The following is a 19,812-nucleotide window of genomic DNA, read 5'->3' on the forward strand; positions in this document are numbered from 1 at the left end:
GAGAGCGATCGGGAGTTAGCAATGGAACTATCACCACTAGTTTTACAATGGGAAGAAGAAGCTTTACGAAGGGGAGAACAGCGAGGAATAATCATCGAACGTCGCGCCAATATAGAAAATTTGCTGCGATTTCGGTTTGGTTTAATCGATGAACAACTATTAGGAATTATTGAGCCTTTATTGGAATTAGCACCGGAAGAATTTACTATTTTATTACTGCAATTATCCCGTGAGGAATTACTCGCTAGGTTTAGCAGGTAGAAGTTAGCTAATTATCTCGGTATTAATGGCTAATATCAATTTTGAAAGTAGATTTTTATGAATACAAAACTAGTGGAATCTTTGGCTGAAATTATTCAATCATTGACTGCGGAAGAAAAGGATTTATTGAATCGTAAAATCAACCTAAATACTGAGATTCAACAACTTCCTTTTTATGAAGTAGCCAGCCCGGAAGAAAGGGCTAAGGCTTTTCAAGAGTGGGCTGAGAGTCATCGTTTGGATACTCCAATTTTATCTGATGAGGCTATTAGTAGAGAAAGCATTTATGGAGACAAATGATAAATGTCTTATTTACTAGATACTAATATCTTGCTCAGAAGTTTGGAACCATCTCATCCGATGTTTGCGATCGCAACTACAGCCACTAGTATTTTGCTAAATCGAGGGGAAGAATTATATATTGCGCCGCAAAATTTAATTGAATTTTGGAATGTCTGTACTCGTCCTAAAGATAAAAATGGATTAGGATATTCAGTTGCAGAAACTAAGGCGGAAGTTGAAAAATTAAAGGCGATATTTCCCTTATTACCGGACACAAGTGCTATTTATACAGAATGGGAAAGATTAGTCAGCACTTATGAAGTCAAAGGTGTTAATGTTCACGATGCTCGTTTAGTGGCTGCTATGTTGGTACATGGTTTAACCCATATTTTAACTTTTAATGTTGAGGATTTTCGCCGTTATGCAGAAATCACTCCCGTAAACCCTGGAGATGTTACTAATAGTGCGTCTGACAAATAGCCAAACTTCCAGTAAATCATCCTTTACGTTCTAATGTATTTTTATTGCTGGCAAAGAGAGCAAGCAACTTTACAAGTAAGTCAAAATATAGAAGATAGCGATCGGGAGTTAGCAATGGAACTATCACCACTAGTTTTACAATGGGAAGAAGAAGCTTTACGCAGGGGAGAACAGCAGGGAATTCAGCAAGGAATTCAGCAGGGAATTCAGCAGGGAAAAATCATCGAACGTCGCACCCATATCGAAAATTTGCTGCGATTTCGATTTGGTTTAATCGATGAACAACTATTAGGAATTATTGAACCTTTGTTGGAACTACCACCGGAAGAATTTACTATTTTATTACTGCAATTATCCCGTGAGGAACTACTTGCTAGGTTTGGCAGGTAGAAGTTAGATAAACATGGCAAGTCACCTTACAAGGGAGTCAAAATATAGAGGATAGCGATCGGGAGTTAGCAATGGAATTATCACCACTAGTTTTACAATGGGAAGAAGAAGCTTTACGAAGGGGAAGAATCATCGAACGTCGCGCCAATATAGAAAATTTGCTGCGATTTCGGTTTGGTTTAATCGATGAACAACTTTCAGGAATTATTGAGCCTTTGTTGGAGTTATCACCGGAAGAATTTACTATTTTATTACTGCAATTATCCCGTGAGGAATTACTCGCTAGGTTTGGTTAGACATCTTGGTTTTTTTTACCGCAGATGAAAGCAGATAAACGCAGATGGTAAATTAAAATTTTGGCTGGGTTGACAATTCTATTTTTAACCACAGATGTCCACAGATTAACACAGATGTAAGCGCAGTATTTCGTTTACGTATTTAGTTAAAATTCATCCCAATCTTGTAGGACAGGCATCTTGCCTGTCATCCCTAATCCCCCATTCAAGCAACAATCAACTTCCGAATTTCATCAGCCATTTTCTGACTCGAATTATCGGCTGTAATCATTTCAATTTGCTCGGAATTTACGGCACCTAAACCTAATTCTACTGCTCTTTTAATTTGTTCTAATTGCCAAACGGAACCGCGAGAAACTGCTTCGGTTGTTCCTAGACTTCGCAAAATCCCCACAGCCACTACATCAACAGCTACACGATCGGTCCCTGCCAAAATCACCCCCGCTTTAACTAATTTTCCAGTATCAGGCCCGCCATTGACAAGGGCTTCTATACCATCGAGTAACACGAGTTTTGGTTGGTAAGCTTTGTTAATTTCAGCTATCATTAATCTTTGGTGCGGTGAGTTGTGCAATTCACTCATGTAATTGTAAGAATTGCCCGGAATGTATTTAGCTACCATCCCCACAGTGTTTTTTAATGATAAGGTGAAATGACCGCCGAAACGATGGGTTTTTAAACAACAAGTATTAATAATTGCCCCTGAATTCAAAATCGGACGTGCAAAAGCAAATCCCTGTTTCCAATGCGTACCTGCTGCGGGGAAACTCTGCCAATCTGCGGCAGATAATTCATCAAAAACTATGGCTTTTAATCCATAGCGTTGTGCTAATTGAAACACGCCTTTTTTCTGCATTGCTTGGCGAGTTTCTGCCATCCCAGATCGATCGCCAATCGTAATCTGTTTCCCCCCTGCACTTTGTAATTCTTTCACCAAAGCTTCCAGCATTTTGGTATCAGTAGCAGCTGGGGCAGGGTCGGCGGTATTATAATTAGGTTTGAGGAAAATTGTTTGCCCAGAAATTCCTTGAGGTTGCAGTAAATCTAAAGCTTTTAAAGTACCAGCAACTCGATCGTCACTGCGAACTAACACAACTTTACTAACATTTTGTTGAGTAGATTGAGCAACAGTACTATACTCAGTTGTAGGAGTAGCAAATTCCTTGACAGTGCTATTTTCTGCATTTGGTGAAGTAGCTGCACGACAAGCAACTGGTAAAATTGATGCGCCTGCTGCTAACCCAGCAAAGCGTAAAACTTGCCGCCTTTTGTACTTAGAAAAGCGTTGGGAATGTGTCATGGCTTTTTTAGTGCGATCAAACAAATCTGCCCTAAATCAGATTATAACTACCCATCCCAAAGACAACAATTAGATCTATGTTTATCTGTGGTTAAAATATTCTTAATTCTGCGGTAATAAAATAGTATTAATTGTAACTCCCGGAGCCTGAATTAAAGCTTCTTGCATCACCGTTTCATCAGTAAATTTTTGCTGAAGCAATCTGCCCTCAAAAACCAAGTTTACCTGACTTTTGCGAAACGGCCAAGGAGATACAGATATTTCTAAAGGATGATTTTCTTTATTCTTTAAAGTTAATGTAATTTCCCCATTAGCAGTAGGTACATTTTCAACTATTTTCTCACCAGTGAAACCATGACAAATAATTAAAGAAAGTGCATCCCAAACCGCCACTAATTTTTGATTACGTTTAATTACTTCGGGTGTAGCGTATGGTGCGTGATAAGAGTCTTTTTGTAATTTAGTAATCAACTCTTGTTGAAAAGCATACTCATCATTGAGGAAATTCTGCACTAATTCTTTGGTTTCCGGGTAATTTTCCCAACTGCGAAAACGTTCATATAAACGAGTACCGTGCAGTGACACAAGTAATGCCACATATCTACCCAAAGGTAGAGCAAAATTTCTCGCTTTTGACCAATTTTTTATATGGTTTTTTGTTGCCAATTCCGAGAAAGAATGAGGATAACCTGTTTGGGGATTTAATGTTGGAGTTTGTTCCCAAATTAACCAACCAATATCATGTTGTTCCGCAGCTAAACAAACTTCTTGATGAGGAGAAACTTGACCAAATTGTTCGTTTCCCCACATCCTTGCTAATTGTCCTGAAATCCAAGCATGATGCGGTTGGGTAATACAAATAACTTCCTCTGGCGATGATGAACGCAGTAGCATAAATTACTCAATTTTGGGCATATTATTATCCTACAGATTTTAGGGAATTTTGGGTTCGTTGTTGCGCTTTAGCGCTACTCCGACTGAAGTCGGAACAACGAACGATGTTGTTTGTTGTAGGCGCTTTAGCGCGATTCCGACTGAAGTCGGAACAACGAACGATGTTGTTTGTTGTAGGCGCTTTAGCGCTACTCCGACTGAAGTCGGAACAACGAACGATGTTGTTTGTTGTAGGCGCTTTAGCGCGATTCCGACTGAAGTCGGAACAACGAACGATGTTGTTTGTTGTAGGCGCTTTAGCGCTACTCCGACTGAAGTCGGAACAACGAACGATGTTGTTTGTTGTAGGCGCTTTAGCGCGATTCCGACTTAAGTCGGAACAACGAACGATGTTGTTTGTGCTTGAATAGCAGTAATCGCTACTGTGTTCACAATATCGGTGACTGTACAACCGCGACTTAAGTCATTTACGGGTTTTTTCAAACCTTGTAAAACCGGACCGATCGCTACTGCATTTGCCGATCGCTGTACTGCTTTATAAGTATTATTTCCGGTGTTTAAATCGGGGAAAATAAATACAGTTGCGTGTCCGGCAACCTCACTAGTTGGTAGTTTAGTTTTCGCTACCGAACTATCAATTGCTGCATCGTATTGAATCGGTCCTTCTATTTTTAAATCCGGGCGTTTTTCTCTGGCAATACAAGTAGCTTCTTTCACTTTATCTACATCTGCTCCGTGACCAGAATCACCTGTAGAATAAGATAACATCGCCACAAAAGGTTCAATACCAAAAGTTTGGGCGGTAGTTGCCGAACTAATGGCAATATCGGCTAATTGTTCGGGGGAAGGATTGGGATTTACGGCACAATCTCCATAGACTAAAACTTGGTCGGCTAAACACATTAAAAATACACTGGAAACGATCGAACAACCCGGAACAGTCCGAATAAATTCTAATGCCGGACGAATGGTATGGGCAGTTGTATGCACAGCGCCAGATACCATGCCATCTGCGGCTCCTTTGTACACCATCATTGTGCCAAAATAACTAAAATCGTGCATGGCATCTCTGGCGAATTCTTCAGTAATTCCTTTGTGTTTTCGTAACTCCCAATAAGTTTGGACGTACTCATCTTGCCATTCAGATTGCAAAGGATCGAGGATATTTACTGATTTCAAATTCAACCCTAAAAGAGAGATTTTTTCTTTGATTTCCTGTTCGTTTCCTAAGAGAGTAATATCTACAACTCGTCGGCGTAAGAGAATTTCTGCTGCCCGTAAAATTCGATCGTCTGCACCTTCAGGAAACACAATATGTTGCTTTTTCGCCTTGGCACGCTCGATTAATTCATACTCAAACATGATCGGCGTAATTCTAGTCGATCGAGTCACCGAGATCCGTTTTTCTAGTTTTATTAAATCTACATGAGATTCAAATAATCCCAAGGCGGAAGCGATTTTTCTTTGATTATCTGGGGTAATTTCCGCATGAACTAAACTAACCAACTTCGCCGTTTCGTAAGTATCAGTTTCCACGCTAAAAATTGGGGTATTAAATTTGCGGAAACCTTCCAACAATTTCTTAACTTGGGGAGCCATATCAAACCCACCAGTTAAAATCATTCCGGCAATTTTAGGATAATTTACTGAGAAGGTAGTAGCCAAACATCCTAATATTATATCAGCGCGATCGCCAGCCGTAATAATCAATCCACCTTCCCGCACATGATCGAGAAAGTTTGGTACTTGCATTGCCGCTACTTTATAGCTTAAAACTTCTCGATTTAGTTGGTTTTCCGACCCATATACTAATTTGCCATTAATTGCTTGAGCAACTTCTATAACTGTTGGTTTACCTAGAGTTTCTTTTTCAGGTAAAACAAATACAGGGTCTTCATAAATCCAAAGATTTTCTAACTGTTGAGTGACTGCTTCTAAGCGATCGGGATGTACTAAATTAACCATTATGGCAGCAATTGTACATCCCTGTTCCATGAAAGCTTCGCGTTCGGTGCGAACTGCATTAACTACTTCCTCTGGAGTTTTACCTTGCCCATTTGCCACAATTAAAATTGGGGCGGCTAAATGATTGGCAATTCTTGTATCAAAATTGTCAACAAATGCCGGATCGATTTCTGTAGAATCAATTCCTTCACAAAGGATGAAATCGCAATGTTTTTCTAAAGCTTTGTATTTTTCAATTACCTGTTTGATTAGTTCATCATAATGCCCATCTGCGACTAAATCTTGCGCTTGTTGATGTGTTAGCCCATACTGAGATTCGTACTCAATTTCCAGATGGTAACGCTTACGGATCAAATTGATATCGTTATCTTGCTTTTGCCCAGCATGAATGACTGGACGAAAAAAACCGAGTCGGCGAATACGCTTCGATAGCAATTCCATTAGTCCCAGGAGGACAAGTGATTTACCACTGCCTGCTTCAATTGCTGCGATGTATAAATTTTGGATCATCTGGGGTTATGTAATTCGGCTTTCTTTTATCTTTCTTAATTTTTAGCTCCTACCCCTTAATAAGTAAAGGTGTTTTCAGGAACCAAATGCTATTCTATTAATTATCAGCCAATTAAAATGTTGCCCAACAAACATTTAGCTAAATCATATCAATCATTTAAGCAATATTAGGAAAAAGTTAAGATATAAATAAAAAGTTAATTTTTTCACCTATCGCTAGCCATTAAGTACAAATATGCTACAGACATAGCGCATTCTAGTAACAGTTTGCTGAAAGATAATTTTATATTCCCACTTGGTATATAGCAGGTCGATATCTAGGCAGAGGAATCGGTTTTTGTTCAGCTTTCGCTGTTTCCAACCACGCTGCTTTAGCAATCAGCGCTTCACGCAATGCTTCTTCTGGTGTTTCACCAAAAGCAGAACACTTTTTTAAGTCAGGGATATCGGCAATATAACCTTCATCTTCTTCTTTGTAGAAGACATTAATGTGATAATCTTTCATACTTGATCAGATTTAATCACAGGTTTCATTTTTCCCAAGCGGTAAGCAGTTAACGGGCTATTCCGAATATCTGCTTCTATTTGGGCAATCAGTTCATCAAGTGCCAGATTAACGTTATCAAATTGGCGACAGACTTCGCGCATTCTAGCAACAGTTTGCTTGACTTTTTCCGGGTCGGGAAGGGGCGGTTGTTGAGTCATAATAGGTTCCAATCACTTTTAGCTTCTCGGACAGTCGCTTCTCCAGCATCAGCAGTAGCTTCAGCTTGTTCAATTGTTTGCGCCAGTAATTCCAATGTAGCAGGAGGAGCTATGGGTTGGAATTCTGAGACTCGCAGTAGTAGGTTAGAAAGACGTGAATAGGAAGATGTTGCCCTTTCTCTAATATTCGGCAGTTGTTCTAAAACGGAAGCAGTTGCCTCTGTTTCTCCAAAACGTTCAAAAATAGATAACTCTGTTGCTGCTGCTTGATTAATCAGCTTGGCAAGCCTTCCTATTAAATCTAGTATGGTTGTAATTGTTTCCTCTGGCAATTCAGCCATGTAATCCTCACTAAGGCTTAATCAAATGTTGTTGAGATTGTTGATATTTTGCGATAAGTTTTCTTTGTCTTAAAATTGGATACAAAATCATTGTTGCTAATGGTAAACCTGTTCCTGCTAGAGCCAATATTATCGATGGATTCAAAAATCCAACTGTAAAGCCAAGTCCTAAGCTAATTCCTAATCCTACTGTCAGTAGTGGCACAATTAATATAGAAAAAAATTTATTAACTTTTTGTTGCAAAATAATATTGTATGCTATTACTAGATATCCACCGACAGCCGCAACCACAGTCATAACCACAGCCGCAACCACAGCCATAGCCACAGCCACCACAGGCATAGCCGCAGCCCCAGCCCCAGCCGCGAACCCGGCTAAAAATATAGCCGCTGGTAAAATCATAATTCCAGTCACAACTCCAACCAGAGCCCTTAATAAACTTCCAATCCAAGCAACAGAACCATCTTCAGGCTTACCCGTAATACCCCCAATCACAGCCCCAGCCCAATAAACTACAGCTATAAGCGTCCAACCCTCAGTAATTCCATAATACTGAGCCGCAGCTTCCCCAAGTGCGACTATAAGCCAAGTTCTAATCCAAGCTACAGCAAAAGAAATTATAAACAATATAGAAAGATAAAGATAAATATAAAGTAATTTTCCAGTTTCAATAGGAAGTGGAGCCGTTTGAACTTTAATCGTTAACGTATAAGTATCTGGCGATGAATTGGTATACAATAAAATCTGCCTATCACCCGCTTGATCTGCCTGTAACTTGCTAGTATCTACGGTAATTTTGCAATCAATTTGATTACTTGCAAACTGAGCAGGTGAAAAGGAAATCCAAGCATGGGAATTTGGCGTATGCGGTGGATCGTTGGGATGCGGTGCTACTTCCCATCTACCTTCTAAGAGAGTATCAGGAATAGAGTTAGTAATTTTTATTGTTTGAGTCAGTATTTGATTTATTTTTGTAGCTGTAAATGTCAAACTGGATTGACTTAATCTAACTTCTGGTATAAATTCTTTAATTACCTCATCTGCTGATTGATATCGATCGCGCACTAAGTTCTCAAGTAGCTTATCTAAAACTTGAATCAAGTGAGGGCTAATAGTTATGCGTCCCTTTGCCAAAGCCTCGCGCCACATTAAGCGATCTTCAAAAGCATTATAAATCTCATCGTCATCCGGCTTGATTCCCGTCAAAAGATGAATACAAGTTGCACCCAGACAGTATAAATCGCTAGATGGATAAACCTTACCTCTTATTTGTTCATTTGGTGCGTACCCCGGTGTATGTAATCCAGTTAAGCCTGTTTTACCCATATTAGTTTGGGTGAATTCCTTGACACCTCCAAAGTCAATTAGCACCAATTTGCCGTCGCTGTTTCTACGCATGATATTCTCCGGCTTAATATGCCGGTGAATGACATTTTTATCATGGATAAACTTAAGAACTGGTAGTATATCTTTGAGAAATTCTCTAATCTTTTTTTCATTAAAATTTCCGCTCTGTTCTAACTCTTTAAGCAAATTCTGCCCTTCGATCAACTCAAGCACTATATATAAATATTTTTGATTTGAAAAATTAGCTTGTTGCCCAGCTTTTTCTAGACCTTGCTCAAAGTTGTCAAACCAAGTAGGAATCTGAGGATGAGTACCTAATTCAGCTAGTTGGGTTGCTTCTCTTTCAAAAAGTTCTTTAACTTTTAAGTTTCCTTGATGTTCGGGTAAAAGTTGCTTAATGACACAGCTAATTCTACTTTGTTCATCCACTGCTAAAAAGGTTTTACCAAATCCTCCTTTCCCCAAAGGTTGTGTTACAACATAGCGGTCTTTCAGCCGTAACTTCGACCCACAGCTTTGGCAAAACCTTGCATTATCAAGATTTACAGGTTTTTGGCAATCAGGATTCAAGCAATAGCAGCCCATACTGGTGATTCTCTCAACCAAAATTTCTCTGCATCGCTTTTATTTTATGCCACCGATAGGTAATGCCGAATGAGTAAATTTACGGATATAAGCTGAGTCCGATGGAATGATCCAATCTTGTCTTGTGGGGTGGGCAGGAGAGCCCGCCCAAAAGCAATGGCAGGCAAGATGCCTGCCCTACAAAAAGCATTTGGATATTTTTTATTTGTCAGTCCCTAACTAAAATAGTCAGGTTCTTTTCCGATTTATTGAAATTACAAAACGCTGTAAATTAAATTGCTGACTAAGGAGAGTGCTAAGGCTCCAATAACGGCGCTCCAAAGACCAGCGCGTAGGCGAAAACCTTGGACTACCGAGGTTGCGATCGCAAAAGTAACAGCCGCAATAATAAATGTGGTAATTCCCGAAAACAAGTTAAATGTCACCAAGTTAGGAATAAAGAAAAACAACCCTAAAATTGGTCTAACAATAGCAGCTACCACACCAATAACTGCTGCCGAAATGTAAGCTTTCCCAGGACTATCAATTTCTACACCAACAGGCAATCTAGTAATAATTAGCAAACTAGAAGCGCTAACTATCCAAGCAATTAACAGATCAATAAAATCCATATTTAATTTACCTCCGATCTTATCTGTGGCTGGCAAAATTCACCACAATAATCACGTTAAATTGCTAGGTTCTAAACTTCCTCTACAAATTGGTGTAAACATTAATCCATCTGAAGGTACAAATAAGAAAGTTTTGAGTTTTGAGTTGGAATTGGCGACTCGGAAGAAGAGGTAGGGAGGTAGTTAGTTAAAATTTTTTCCCCATCCCCCCATCCCCCCATCCCCCCATCCCCCCATCTCTTTAACGCGATCGCGATCTCTCTGGAGTCACGCCAGGAGTAGCAGTTCCAGGGGGAGTAGTTCCAGGTACTTGTGCGCCCGGTGTGGGAGTGGGAAGCGTTCCGGGTACTTGTGCGCCTGGGGTGGGAAGCGTTCCGGGTACTTGTGCGCCTGGGGTGGGAAGCGTTCCGGGTACTTGTGCGCCTGGGGTGGGAAGCGTTCCGGGTACTTGTGTACCAGGTGCGGGAATGGGGAGAGCTCCGGGTACTCCGGCATCAGGGGTGGGGGTGGGGAGTGTTCCGGGAGTTACGACACCTGGAATGCCTGTACCTGGGGTGGGTTGTGGAGAGACTGCACCGGGAATTTGCTCTGAGGTTTCCGGTTCGGGTAAAGTGGCTAAGGCTACGCGATCGCCTCCCACAGCCTGCATTTTATCCAAAACTTGCACTACATCATTATAAAAAGCTGTTTTGGAAGCGTATAAAACCATTATTCCTTCGGGATTTCTTTGATTAAATTCCCGCAATTTTTCTTCTAATTGTTCTGGAGTTACTAACTGATTTTCTACATAAATTTGATTGTAGGGATTAATGCTGACCAATAATCTAGAAGCTATTTGTGGTGTAGTCGCGTTACTGGCTTGAGGCAAATCAACAGTAATTGCTTGTTGTCTCGTTAAACCCACAGCTGCCAACAAAAAGAAAGTGAGTATACAAAATATTACATCAATTAGTGGCAGAATTTCTATTCTAGCTTCATCAGATGAATTATCCAAATTTATTTTCATTGCTACAAAAATCACCTAACTAAAGAGTACTGAAACAAGATTTTTGCTCAAGCTGGGAGGAATTTAATTTGCCTGGGAAATTTGCGAAAAACCCGCCCCGCTGCCGCCTGCTGCCTGAACAAGAAATTTAAATGATTAACAGCTTAGTGCCGATGTCAGTGCATGATTGCAGCTAAATAAATCGGCACTCAAATTTTTAGCGAATTTAATCTTTTTTAATGTCTTCTACTATCGGGTCTGAAGTGGAAGAAAAGTTGCTTTTATTAGCATCTGCACGATCGTCTTCTACATTGACATCTTCTGAAGTCGTTGATTCTTCTTTTACATTGGCTACATTGGTGGCATCTGTATGATTATCGGAAATGGTTGATGTTTCCGGTGTTTCTGTGAAATTGCTTTCTTTTACCTCAGAATTATTCTTGTTTATCCGATTTCGCAACCGTTGAAATAAACCAGTTTTACCGGGAGCAGTTGGATGAGTTTCCTCTATTGAAGTTTCTGTTTGTGCCACAGACGAATCTATTTCTGGAGTTTGCACAATGGTTTGGGGCTGGATTTGAGTTGTTGATTCACTTTGAGCAAAATCTCTGTTTCTTGGAGGAGAAACGCTTTCTTCTTCTGGTTTAATTACTGGTTCTTGTGGTGGTTTACTTCTCTTTTTGTTCTTCCGACCTGAACCTGAACTAGCTTGTGACCAATACTGACGATAAAGCAACTCTAATTCGCTACCAGATCGATGAAAAATTTTCATCTGGTTAAATAGCAAAACTTGAAACAAACGGTAGAAAGCTAAAGTAACGATCGCCACTACCAACCCAGAAGCTGTACTAATCAAAGCTTCCCCAATTCCCAAAGTTACCCCACTAGTAGAAGGTGTTCCTAAATCGCTAATCCGAATCGATCGCAACGAAACAATTAAACCCCAAACCGTACCAAACAAACCCAGCAAGGGCGCTAAACCAATAATCCCTTCTAAAATTTTGTCGCCACCGCGCATCGAGTTTAACTCTTCATGGGCTGTACTTTCCAGCGCTAGCTTAAACAACTCTGGATCGGGTTGACCCAAACGCAACGGCGCATAGAGAAATCTACCTATTGGCTTATTGGTCGCACGTCTGGCAATTTCCGTCGCCGCCTCCCAGTCCTGCACCGCCGCATCTAAAACTCGGTTAACGATCTCCCTTTCCTTGCTGAGAATTCTTGCCCAGAACCACAGACGCTCCAGGATCACGGTCAATGACAGGATCGACAGACCTAGCAAAGGCCACATTGCAGGCCCACCTAATTGGAAAATTTCTATGATGTTCACAGTCTTGGGTTTCCTCCGTACTTACCTCTTTGCATAAAGTTCTGTCGCCCAGGTCGCTGGTAACGAGTCTTAGGCAACTTAAATTTTAAAGAAATAAGGAGCAGCAATGACGGTTATTACCTGAAATAATTTGAGAAAATCTGATGAAATCTTTTAAAAAGGGCAACAAAACCTGATGCCGGATATCCACACCAGTCTCTTAATGTGGCTTTTGCCACAATGAAAGTAGCTGGAGGGTAAATAACAATGAAAAATTTAATTCAACCATTTTACAACTGGTATCGCGGCACAATTCGTAATCCTAAATATCGCTGGTGGTTAGTTTTAGGAACTTTAGCTTATTTGTTTAGCCCAATAGATATTGCTCCTGACTTTATACCGATCGTGGGATGGATTGATGATGCCGCAATTACTGCGCTGTTAGTTTCAGAAGTATCTCAGATCTTCATCGATTATGTCAAATTGCGCCAAGGTCAACAACCTAGCGAAGTTGCTGATAACGCTGCTGAAGGTAACAAAAGTGTTGATGATACAGTAGTGGAAGTAAAAGCAGTTTCTGTTGAATAAGTTAAAAATCCATCGGCTGTAACTAACCCTTTCCTAGCAGGTGAAAGGGTTTATTGTTTTGTCTGTTTGCCAATTTAAGTCAGAAATTAATTCTTTTTTTTATCTGTTAATTTGCCTGACTAACCCAGCCGAGAAATTTGTAGTAATCGTCACTATTATGGCTGTAATTAGTACCACTTGGCAGAAGGCGACCAAGAAAGAAGGTTTGTTATTACCTGTTTTACTTGTTTTTAACTGTATCGTTATTTCTACCTTGCTGCAATAGTTTATTCGTAGTTTGAGATATCATAGATTAGTTTACCGCTTTGCCGCAATAGTAGCTGGAACGCGATTGGGCGTAAGCCGATCGCTTGTAGTAGTAAGATTTTGCTCAGTATTATTTATTACATTGTATGACCCAAGCAAATATTTCCCAAACTTATGGTTTAACCGGACTAACTGAGAGTGAAGCGATCGCTCGCCGCGCTGCCGGACAAGGTAATAATGTTAAACTACAGACCAGCCGTTCTTATAAACAAATTCTTCAAGAAAACCTTTTCACTTTTATTAATTGGATTTTCTTTGCGATTAGTGCAGTATTTTTCTTATTAGGTAGAATTGGCGATAGCATCCTGGTAGTAGTGGTAATTTTGGGGGGAATATTAATTAATATTTGCCAGGAAATTTGGGCAAAAAGAAAGTTAGATGAAATTGCTTTACTTAACCGACCAAAAGTTACTGTACTTCGCGAAAGTCAAGAAAAGAACATCGATCCGGCAGAGATTGTTTTGGGAGATATCCTACTAGTTAGAGCGGGAGATCAAATTGTTGTCGATGGCGTGGTAGTTGGCGAAGGTATCATGGAGGTTGATGAATCTTTGCTAACTGGTGAATCAGATATGATTCGGAAATTTGCCGGAGAATCAGTTTTTTCTGGGAGTTTCTGTGTTAGTGGTAGTGCTTGCTGTGAAGTGCAAAAGGTGGGAACAGAAACATTAGCTTATCAATTAACAACTGGTGCGAGAGCTTTTCGTCAGGTTTTAACACCTCTCCAGAGAGAAATTAATGTAGTAATTCGAGTTTTTATGTTAATTGCTTGCTTTCTCTGGATTTTAGTTAGTATTAGTTTTCTGAGTCGTTCCTATTCTTTATCGGATTTGTTGCAAAGGGCTGCGGTAATTGCGGGGTTAGTACCAGCAGGGTTGTTGTTAGCAATTACTTTGGCTTATGGCTTAGGTGCGGTGAAAATGATCGGGCAGAATGTGTTGATTCAGCAAGCGAATGCGGTGGAATCTTTGAGTAATGTAGATGTGCTTTGTTTGGATAAAACGGGGACTTTAACAACTAATGAAATTAATTTAGAAAGGATTTATCCTTTAGATATTGATGAAGGGGAATTACGATCGCTTTTAGGAGATTTTGCCGCTGCTACTAAAGTGGGAAATAAAACTAGTGATGCCCTTGGTTTAGCTTGTCCGGGAAAAGAGCGATCGCTCTTTTCTGAAGTACCTTTTTCTTCTAGTCGTAAATGGAGTGCGATCGCCTTTGCTGACACATTAAAACCAAGTATTTATGTTTTAGGCGCACCGGAAGTTCTGGCAAAAAATCTCGATTTAAATCCCGAAATAAGTAAATATATTGCCGCCGAAACTAACAAAGGTTTACGAGTTGTTTTATTTGCTTATAGTGCCGATATTGTCGCCGTAGAAAATTGGCATTCGGAAACAAATAATCAACCAACCGAGGTAGAATTACCAGCAAATTTAATTCCGTTAGCAGTAATTAGTTTTAGCGATCGATTGCGCCCCGAAGCTTACGAAACTATTCAGGGTTTTGCTAAAGCTGGAATTGAAATTAAAATTATTTCTGGCGATCATCCCCAAACTGTAGCAGCATTAGCAAAACAAGCGGGTTTAGGGAATGATTTAGCAGTAGTTTCGGGACAAGAATTAGAGCAAATGAGCCCAATTGAATTTACCCAAACTGCAAAAAATAGCACAATTTTTGGTCGGATTACTCCCGAACAAAAAGCTAAATTAGTCGAGAGTTTGCGAAAAACTGGACACTATGTAGCCATGATTGGGGATGGGGTAAATGATGTGCTTTCCTTAAAAAGGGCAAATTTAGCGATCGCAATGGAAAGCGGTAGTAAAGCCACTAGGGGCATAGCTGATATTGTATTACTCAAAGATTCTTTTGGCGTTTTACCTTATACCTTTTTGGAAGGACAACGGATTCGCAATGGCATTTTTGATGTTTTAAAATTGTTTTTAGTACGGGTATTTTGTGTGACTTTACTAATTTTTGCCACAGCGATTGTTACTGATAGCTTCCCCTTGGAAAATAAACAAAGTGCTTTAGTTTCCTTAATTGGTGTCGGATTACCCACAATTTGCATTCCCATTTGGGCAAAACCTGGAATTTTCCCAAGGCGGAGTATGGTACAGTCAATGCTGCATTTTACTATTCCGGCTACTATAACAATTACCTTAACTGCTCTGTTAGTTTATTTATATTATTTAGTATGGGCTGTTTTAGATTTACCGCCTGGTGCCGAGATCTCCGAAGTTGATTATTCGATTCCCCGCAGTGCTTTAGCAACAATTTTAATTTTATGCCAATTGTTCCTCATTCTCTTTTTGAAACCACCTACTAACGCTTGGGTGGGCGGGGAAAGACTAAGTGGTGATTGGCGATATACAATCACTGCTTTAGGTTTACTAATAGTATATATTGTAATAATATCTGTGCCGCCTTTACGGAAATTTTTTGAACTTTGGCATTTTGGAATTCTTGATTATTTGTTTATGGGTTTTGTAGCATTAGAATGGTGTGTGATAGTAAGATTTATGTGGCGAACCAGATTTTTGGATAAGTTTTTGGGTATAGATTTGTATTAGGAAGTTATAGGTAATTAATTAATAATGAACAATGAGCCGTTAACACCAAGTCAACTAGATAAAGTTAAGTTGTTAGATTGGGTGATGATTATTGGGGGTGCGATCGCCCTAGTCACTACAGGTATCATTGGATTAGGCATAAAAGCTTATAATAACGCCCTAGATCCCAAACGAGCCGAAGCAGTAGCAAAAAGCATTATTGATTATCGCATTCCGGGTGGTTCTCAAGGGGAATACGGCATCAAATTTGCCGGAATTAAACTTGCCAAAGTTCAAAGCAAAACCTCACCGCCTGATGTGGAAATATTTGTGATGCAAACACCTTTAAACCGCGATACTCAAAACCAAGAAGACATAGAAAGACTCACAACTCCGCTGCAACCAACACCAACAGAATTTGAAGTTGTTTCTTCCTATAGCCAAAACATGAAATTTTGCGGTGAACCGATCGATGTCACCATTGAACAAGGCAATTACACCTTAGAAGATAAATCTTCCAATATACCAGCAATACAATTTACTGCTAGTACCATTGTCAACGATCAAAGACTAATTGTAGAAGTACAAGCGATCGGTAAAAATGCCAAACAAAAAGCATTAGCTGTTTTAAATTCTATAAAGTGTAAGTAATTACATGAACAAATTTTACAGAAGTGTTTGAGGAGAGTAGCCTAAATCTTCAATAAATTGATTACAAAACTCTTCAATTTCTGCCGTATTTGGGCTACCGTGAGCAACTACAGCTACCTGATAATTGGCAATTACATAGAGGGGAGATTTTCCAATTTCCAAAGCCCACATTGCCATTTTAACTTGAATTTCCGGTTGATAAGAAATCCCAAATTCATCTAAGACAGCCCGAAAATCCCCTTCTTCTTCTGAGTTTAAATGCCCCAAAAATTTGATTTTAACTACCCAGCCATCTAAGTCATGAATCACGGTAATAAAATTAATTGCTAACCAGGGTCGAGAATTCAAGTATTCTATAACTCGCAGGGTTAAACTAGCATTGGCGAAATAGTAAACGTATTCCATAGAACCTAATTTCCTAAAGTTTAATGAATCAGAAATTTTTCCAGTGAGTAGTTGCTCCAAAAAAAGGCATTATTGACTATTAGAAAGATTTGCTGCTAGGGCGGCTAACTTACTCTGTGCTGCAAAAAACAAACGCTTATCCCAAAGTTGAATATATCTTTCCTCAAGTCTTCCTTTGTACCGTTCGCTAAAACAGTCAGAAGCTATCACTTCATTTAAAATATATTTTAATACTTTAAAATGCTTGTTTACATCTTCTTCGTTAGCCTTATCGGTGATAATTAATTCTTCGATTAAATTCCAATAATCTAGATAACCGTTCAGTATACCCAAATCAATATCGCGAACAATTTCCCAATAGGGAACGGCATCAGGTTCAGACAAAAACTTTACTTCATCAAAACTGGCATTTGGGGAAGAATGATGCAGACTTCGGCTATTAAATTCATCTATACACAAAGCGATAAATTCTTCATTCTTACGTAACAGGGTACTCAAAAAATTATAAGTCCATAATAAGTTAACGTACTTGTCTTTTTGCTCCACTAACAGATGAGGATGATCCTTAACGGACTTAATATGTTTTCGCATTAACAGCTTGACAGTGCAATAAGCGTCTTTCCCTGACATCTTGGCTCTCCGGGGTAGTTAGTCTGAATCGGTAAAGGAAAAAGTAAGAGAATGTTTTACCTAGCCGTACTTTTAAAGTAATATTTGTGACTATACTTAGTCTTCACCAAACCAGGTGAATTATTATCACCCAACTAGGTGAAGGGGCAAAAAATTGACATTTAACAAGAGTATATTTTTAATTGGTAAAGTCGAATGCCCGAATTTCCTCGCCTTTGGCTGATCTCCGGTGATAAATCCCGAAGTCAGGCTGTGGGAAATGGATAATAGTTCGGGTATGCTGACGGACTCTCTCACACTTTACTCTTTGCAACTAAATCCATGTGGAAGCCTCGTTCATTTCGGCAATTAATTTGGGGAGTATCGATTTGCGGTTCTTTGGTTGGGGTCGGTTTAGCTTTTGCTTCCGCTAATTACAACGATCGCCCTTTGTTGGCGTTGTGGAATTCTTTTTTTGCTGACTCAGAACAGCAACCGGAAAAAGAAAATTCTTCTCGGACTTTATCGCTGCTACCTAATGGTAGACCGCGACTCGATCCTTTACCTGCGGCGAAAGAGGTTTGGCAATGTGAAGTGGTTGTGGTTGGCGGTTCTTTGGGTGGGGTGGCGGCGGCTTCCCATGCGATGAAATCTGGGGCGAGGACTTGCTTGATTGAGTTAACGCCTTGGTTTGGGGGACAGATTAGTTCCCAAGGTGTGTCTGCGATCGATGAATCAGACACCATGATCCGGCTGAATAATTTTTCGAGTAGTTGGAATTCTTTTAAGCAGTTGATTGAACAGCAAAAGATCGTTTTGCCTGCTTGGGCTAAACAAAAGGAAAAATTGGCTGTTGATGATACTAATAGTTGCTGGGTGGGAAGGTTGTGTTTTCCGCCAAAGGTGGGAGAACAAGCGGCGCGACAATTGTTGAATTCCTCTGCTAAGTCTGCGCCTGGGAGTCGTTGGGGGGCGGGAATCGCTTTTAAAGGGGCAGAATTTGATGATACAGGCAAGTTGATTACGGCGATTTATGCAGTGAAACGGATTCCACGCGATCGCGATTATGTACCTAGCGGTCGCCTTTCGGAAGATTTAAATACTTGGTATTCTTGGTCAAGTACTGATACTTATGAGAAAGTGCCCATTCGTCTGGAAGCACCACCAGGGAAAAGATTGATGGTGATTGATGCTACAGATACAGGCGAATTAGTAGCATGGGCGAGAATTCCTCATCGTGTAGGTTCGGAGTCATTCACTACTAGCGGGGAAGTTAATGCTTCACTTAAAGATAATCCTGATTGTACCCAAGCTTTTACTTTTACTTTTGTCTTAGCAATTAAAGACGATCGCGGCATTAGTCGGGCAGCTTTATCCCAACATGAACCAATATTTTCGCGCAAAGAACATCGGGAGCATTTTGATTTAATTGGGTTTCCCATGTTTGATGGACGTAGCCTTTTTAAATATCGTCGAATTATTAGTGCTAAGGGTAATCCCAGATTTAAAGATGCTCCATCTTTCGGAGATATGACTGTAATTAATTGGTTTCATGGTAATAATTGGAATTTGATGAATCCACCTTTAATAATGAGTGACACAAGGTTGATTCAAACTGGGCAATATCAAAATTGGATGGGTGGAATGTCTATGAGTGCCCTCAAGCATGGCGAGGATCGGGCTTTGTTATTTTCTGAGTGGTTAATGGAAGTAGAAAGTAAGGCTAATTCTAAGTTTCCTTTGGCACATTTGTCCGGTAAAGATTCGCCTATGGGTACGCTTTCTGGGTTGAGTATGATGCCTTATTTTCGTGAGGGAAGGAGAATTATTGGCAGAAAAGCTTACGGACAAACTAATTTTATGGTGCGAGAACAAGATATTCGCAAAGATATGTCTGGGGGGCGGAATTTTCAACCGACTGCCATTGGTGTAACTCACTATGATGTGGATATTCAAGGTTGTATGTATCGCAATTGGGTTCAACCTTGGGAAGCTCAAAGTGCTGGAACGACGGAAGATAAAGTTAAACCTGTAATTATTCCTTTGGAAAGTTTGATTCCTCAAGGTGTTGATAATTTACTAATAGGTGGTAAGGCGATCGCTGTGACGCATATTGTTAATGGTGTAACTAGGATTCATCAAGGTGAGTGGAGTATTGGTGCAGCAGCGGGTGCAACTGCGGGTTGGATTTTAAAACAGAATAAACCAAACTTAACGCCAGCTGCGATCGTTCCTAATAAACTAATGCCCAAGTTACATCAATACTTAAGAAATCAAGGGTTGCGCTTTAATTGGTATAAATCTAGATAAGAATTATGTTCCTTGCCAGGGAACTCTTCCGTATTTTTCCTGTGGCGTTCTCACCAAATAAAACCTTATAGATATTAGGTAATCAGTCTTCCCGATCGCCTAATATTTTTGGGTTTTTTAATGTTACTT

The 19,812-nt window shown here is 39.9% G+C and carries 21 protein-coding genes and 1 pseudogene; 10 read left to right on the top strand and 12 right to left on the bottom strand.

Going from position 1 to position 19,812, the window contains the following annotated elements; genetic code table 11:
- Positions 1-21: 21 nt before the first annotated feature.
- The 5 genes from ACE1CI_RS19870 (at position 22) to ACE1CI_RS19890 (ending at position 1,709) form a co-directional block, all read left to right on the top strand.
- Entirely contained in the window at positions 22-261 is a 240-nt protein-coding gene (locus ACE1CI_RS19870; RefSeq protein WP_496615632.1) for a hypothetical protein, read from the top strand.
- Between the two features lie 57 nt (positions 262-318).
- Positions 319-561, top strand: a complete 243-nt coding sequence (locus tag ACE1CI_RS19875) for a hypothetical protein (protein WP_413262505.1) — start codon at positions 319-321, stop codon at positions 559-561.
- A gap of 3 nt (positions 562-564) precedes the next feature.
- Positions 565-1,023 (top strand): type II toxin-antitoxin system VapC family toxin, encoded by a 459-nt coding sequence (locus ACE1CI_RS19880; RefSeq protein ID WP_413262504.1) that lies wholly within the window; start codon positions 565-567, stop codon positions 1,021-1,023.
- A gap of 33 nt (positions 1,024-1,056) precedes the next feature.
- Positions 1,057-1,413, top strand: a complete 357-nt coding sequence (locus ACE1CI_RS19885; RefSeq protein WP_413262503.1) for a hypothetical protein — start codon at positions 1,057-1,059, stop codon at positions 1,411-1,413.
- A gap of 71 nt (positions 1,414-1,484) precedes the next feature.
- The gene (locus ACE1CI_RS19890; RefSeq protein ID WP_413262502.1) at positions 1,485-1,709 is read left to right on the top strand and encodes a hypothetical protein; all 225 of its coding nucleotides are present in this window, start codon (positions 1,485-1,487) and stop codon (positions 1,707-1,709) included.
- Between the two features lie 205 nt (positions 1,710-1,914).
- Here ACE1CI_RS19890 and ACE1CI_RS19895 read toward each other — a convergent pair whose 3' ends face one another.
- Positions 1,915-3,009, bottom strand: coding sequence for a DUF362 domain-containing protein (locus ACE1CI_RS19895; protein ID WP_413262501.1), 1,095 nt, complete (start codon positions 3,007-3,009; stop codon positions 1,915-1,917).
- A 102-nt stretch (positions 3,010-3,111) separates the two neighbouring features.
- Positions 3,112-3,903 (bottom strand): DUF3891 family protein, encoded by a 792-nt coding sequence (locus tag ACE1CI_RS19900; protein WP_413262500.1) that lies wholly within the window; start codon positions 3,901-3,903, stop codon positions 3,112-3,114.
- Between the two features lie 104 nt (positions 3,904-4,007).
- Here ACE1CI_RS19900 and ACE1CI_RS19905 point away from each other — a divergent pair, with 104 nt between their 5' ends.
- Positions 4,008-4,313 (top strand): hypothetical protein, encoded by a 306-nt coding sequence (locus tag ACE1CI_RS19905; protein WP_496615635.1) that lies wholly within the window; start codon positions 4,008-4,010, stop codon positions 4,311-4,313.
- On the opposite strand, the gene pta is transcribed toward ACE1CI_RS19905, so the two are convergent.
- The 8 genes and pseudogenes from pta to ACE1CI_RS19945 form a co-directional block, all read right to left on the bottom strand.
- On the bottom strand, positions 4,273-6,378 hold the full coding sequence (pta, locus tag ACE1CI_RS19910) for a phosphate acetyltransferase (RefSeq protein ID WP_413262498.1): 2,106 nt from the start codon (positions 6,376-6,378) through the stop codon (positions 4,273-4,275). The two genes, ACE1CI_RS19905 and pta, sit on opposite strands and share 41 nt — an antisense overlap.
- A gap of 283 nt (positions 6,379-6,661) precedes the next feature.
- Complete coding sequence (locus ACE1CI_RS19915) at positions 6,662-6,883, bottom strand: type II toxin-antitoxin system HicB family antitoxin (protein ID WP_413262497.1); 222 nt, start codon at positions 6,881-6,883, stop codon at positions 6,662-6,664.
- Positions 6,880-7,083, bottom strand: coding sequence for a hypothetical protein (locus ACE1CI_RS19920; protein ID WP_413262496.1), 204 nt, complete (start codon positions 7,081-7,083; stop codon positions 6,880-6,882). The genes ACE1CI_RS19915 and ACE1CI_RS19920 overlap by 4 nt, the downstream gene beginning before the upstream one ends.
- On the bottom strand, positions 7,080-7,424 hold the full coding sequence (locus tag ACE1CI_RS19925) for a hypothetical protein (protein WP_413262495.1): 345 nt from the start codon (positions 7,422-7,424) through the stop codon (positions 7,080-7,082). Before ACE1CI_RS19925 ends, ACE1CI_RS19920 begins: the two co-directional genes overlap by 4 nt.
- 10 nt (positions 7,425-7,434) lie before the next feature.
- Positions 7,435-9,357 (bottom strand): protein kinase domain-containing protein, encoded by a 1,923-nt coding sequence (locus tag ACE1CI_RS19930; protein WP_413262494.1) that lies wholly within the window; start codon positions 9,355-9,357, stop codon positions 7,435-7,437.
- A 254-nt stretch (positions 9,358-9,611) separates the two neighbouring features.
- A complete protein-coding gene (locus ACE1CI_RS19935) occupies positions 9,612-9,968 on the bottom strand; it encodes a phage holin family protein (protein WP_496615636.1) in 357 nt (118 codons plus the stop codon).
- Between the two features lie 241 nt (positions 9,969-10,209).
- Positions 10,210-10,974, bottom strand: a complete 765-nt coding sequence (locus ACE1CI_RS19940; RefSeq protein WP_496615638.1) for a biopolymer transporter ExbD — start codon at positions 10,972-10,974, stop codon at positions 10,210-10,212.
- Between the two features lie 679 nt (positions 10,975-11,653).
- Positions 11,654-12,283: pseudogene (locus ACE1CI_RS19945) on the bottom strand (MotA/TolQ/ExbB proton channel family protein); the annotation flags it as partial.
- 246 nt (positions 12,284-12,529) lie between these two features.
- On the opposite strand from ACE1CI_RS19945, the gene ACE1CI_RS19950 reads away from it, so the two are divergent.
- From ACE1CI_RS19950 to ACE1CI_RS19960, 3 genes are all read left to right on the top strand, one after another.
- Positions 12,530-12,850, top strand: coding sequence for a YkvA family protein (locus ACE1CI_RS19950; RefSeq protein ID WP_413262490.1), 321 nt, complete (start codon positions 12,530-12,532; stop codon positions 12,848-12,850).
- Between the two features lie 392 nt (positions 12,851-13,242).
- A complete protein-coding gene (locus ACE1CI_RS19955; RefSeq protein ID WP_413262489.1) occupies positions 13,243-15,729 on the top strand; it encodes an HAD-IC family P-type ATPase in 2,487 nt (828 codons plus the stop codon).
- A gap of 24 nt (positions 15,730-15,753) precedes the next feature.
- The gene (locus ACE1CI_RS19960; RefSeq protein ID WP_413262488.1) at positions 15,754-16,359 is read left to right on the top strand and encodes a hypothetical protein; all 606 of its coding nucleotides are present in this window, start codon (positions 15,754-15,756) and stop codon (positions 16,357-16,359) included.
- Positions 16,360-16,374: 15 nt separating this feature from the next.
- Here ACE1CI_RS19960 and ACE1CI_RS19965 read toward each other — a convergent pair whose 3' ends face one another.
- Positions 16,375-16,764 carry a hypothetical protein gene (locus ACE1CI_RS19965; protein WP_413262487.1) on the bottom strand — a complete coding sequence of 130 codons (390 nt, stop codon included), beginning with the start codon at positions 16,762-16,764 and terminating at the stop codon, positions 16,375-16,377.
- 69 nt (positions 16,765-16,833) lie between these two features.
- Positions 16,834-17,394, bottom strand: a complete 561-nt coding sequence (locus tag ACE1CI_RS19970; protein ID WP_413262486.1) for a hypothetical protein — start codon at positions 17,392-17,394, stop codon at positions 16,834-16,836.
- 321 nt (positions 17,395-17,715) lie between these two features.
- Between ACE1CI_RS19970 and ACE1CI_RS19975 the strand changes: the two genes are divergently transcribed.
- A complete protein-coding gene (locus tag ACE1CI_RS19975; protein ID WP_413262485.1) occupies positions 17,716-19,683 on the top strand; it encodes an FAD-dependent oxidoreductase in 1,968 nt (655 codons plus the stop codon).
- Positions 19,684-19,812: the final 129 nt, after the last annotated feature.

Source organism: Floridaenema flaviceps BLCC-F50, assembly GCF_041929275.2.
Lineage (GTDB): Bacteria > Cyanobacteriota > Cyanobacteriia > Cyanobacteriales > Aerosakkonemataceae > Floridanema > Floridanema flaviceps.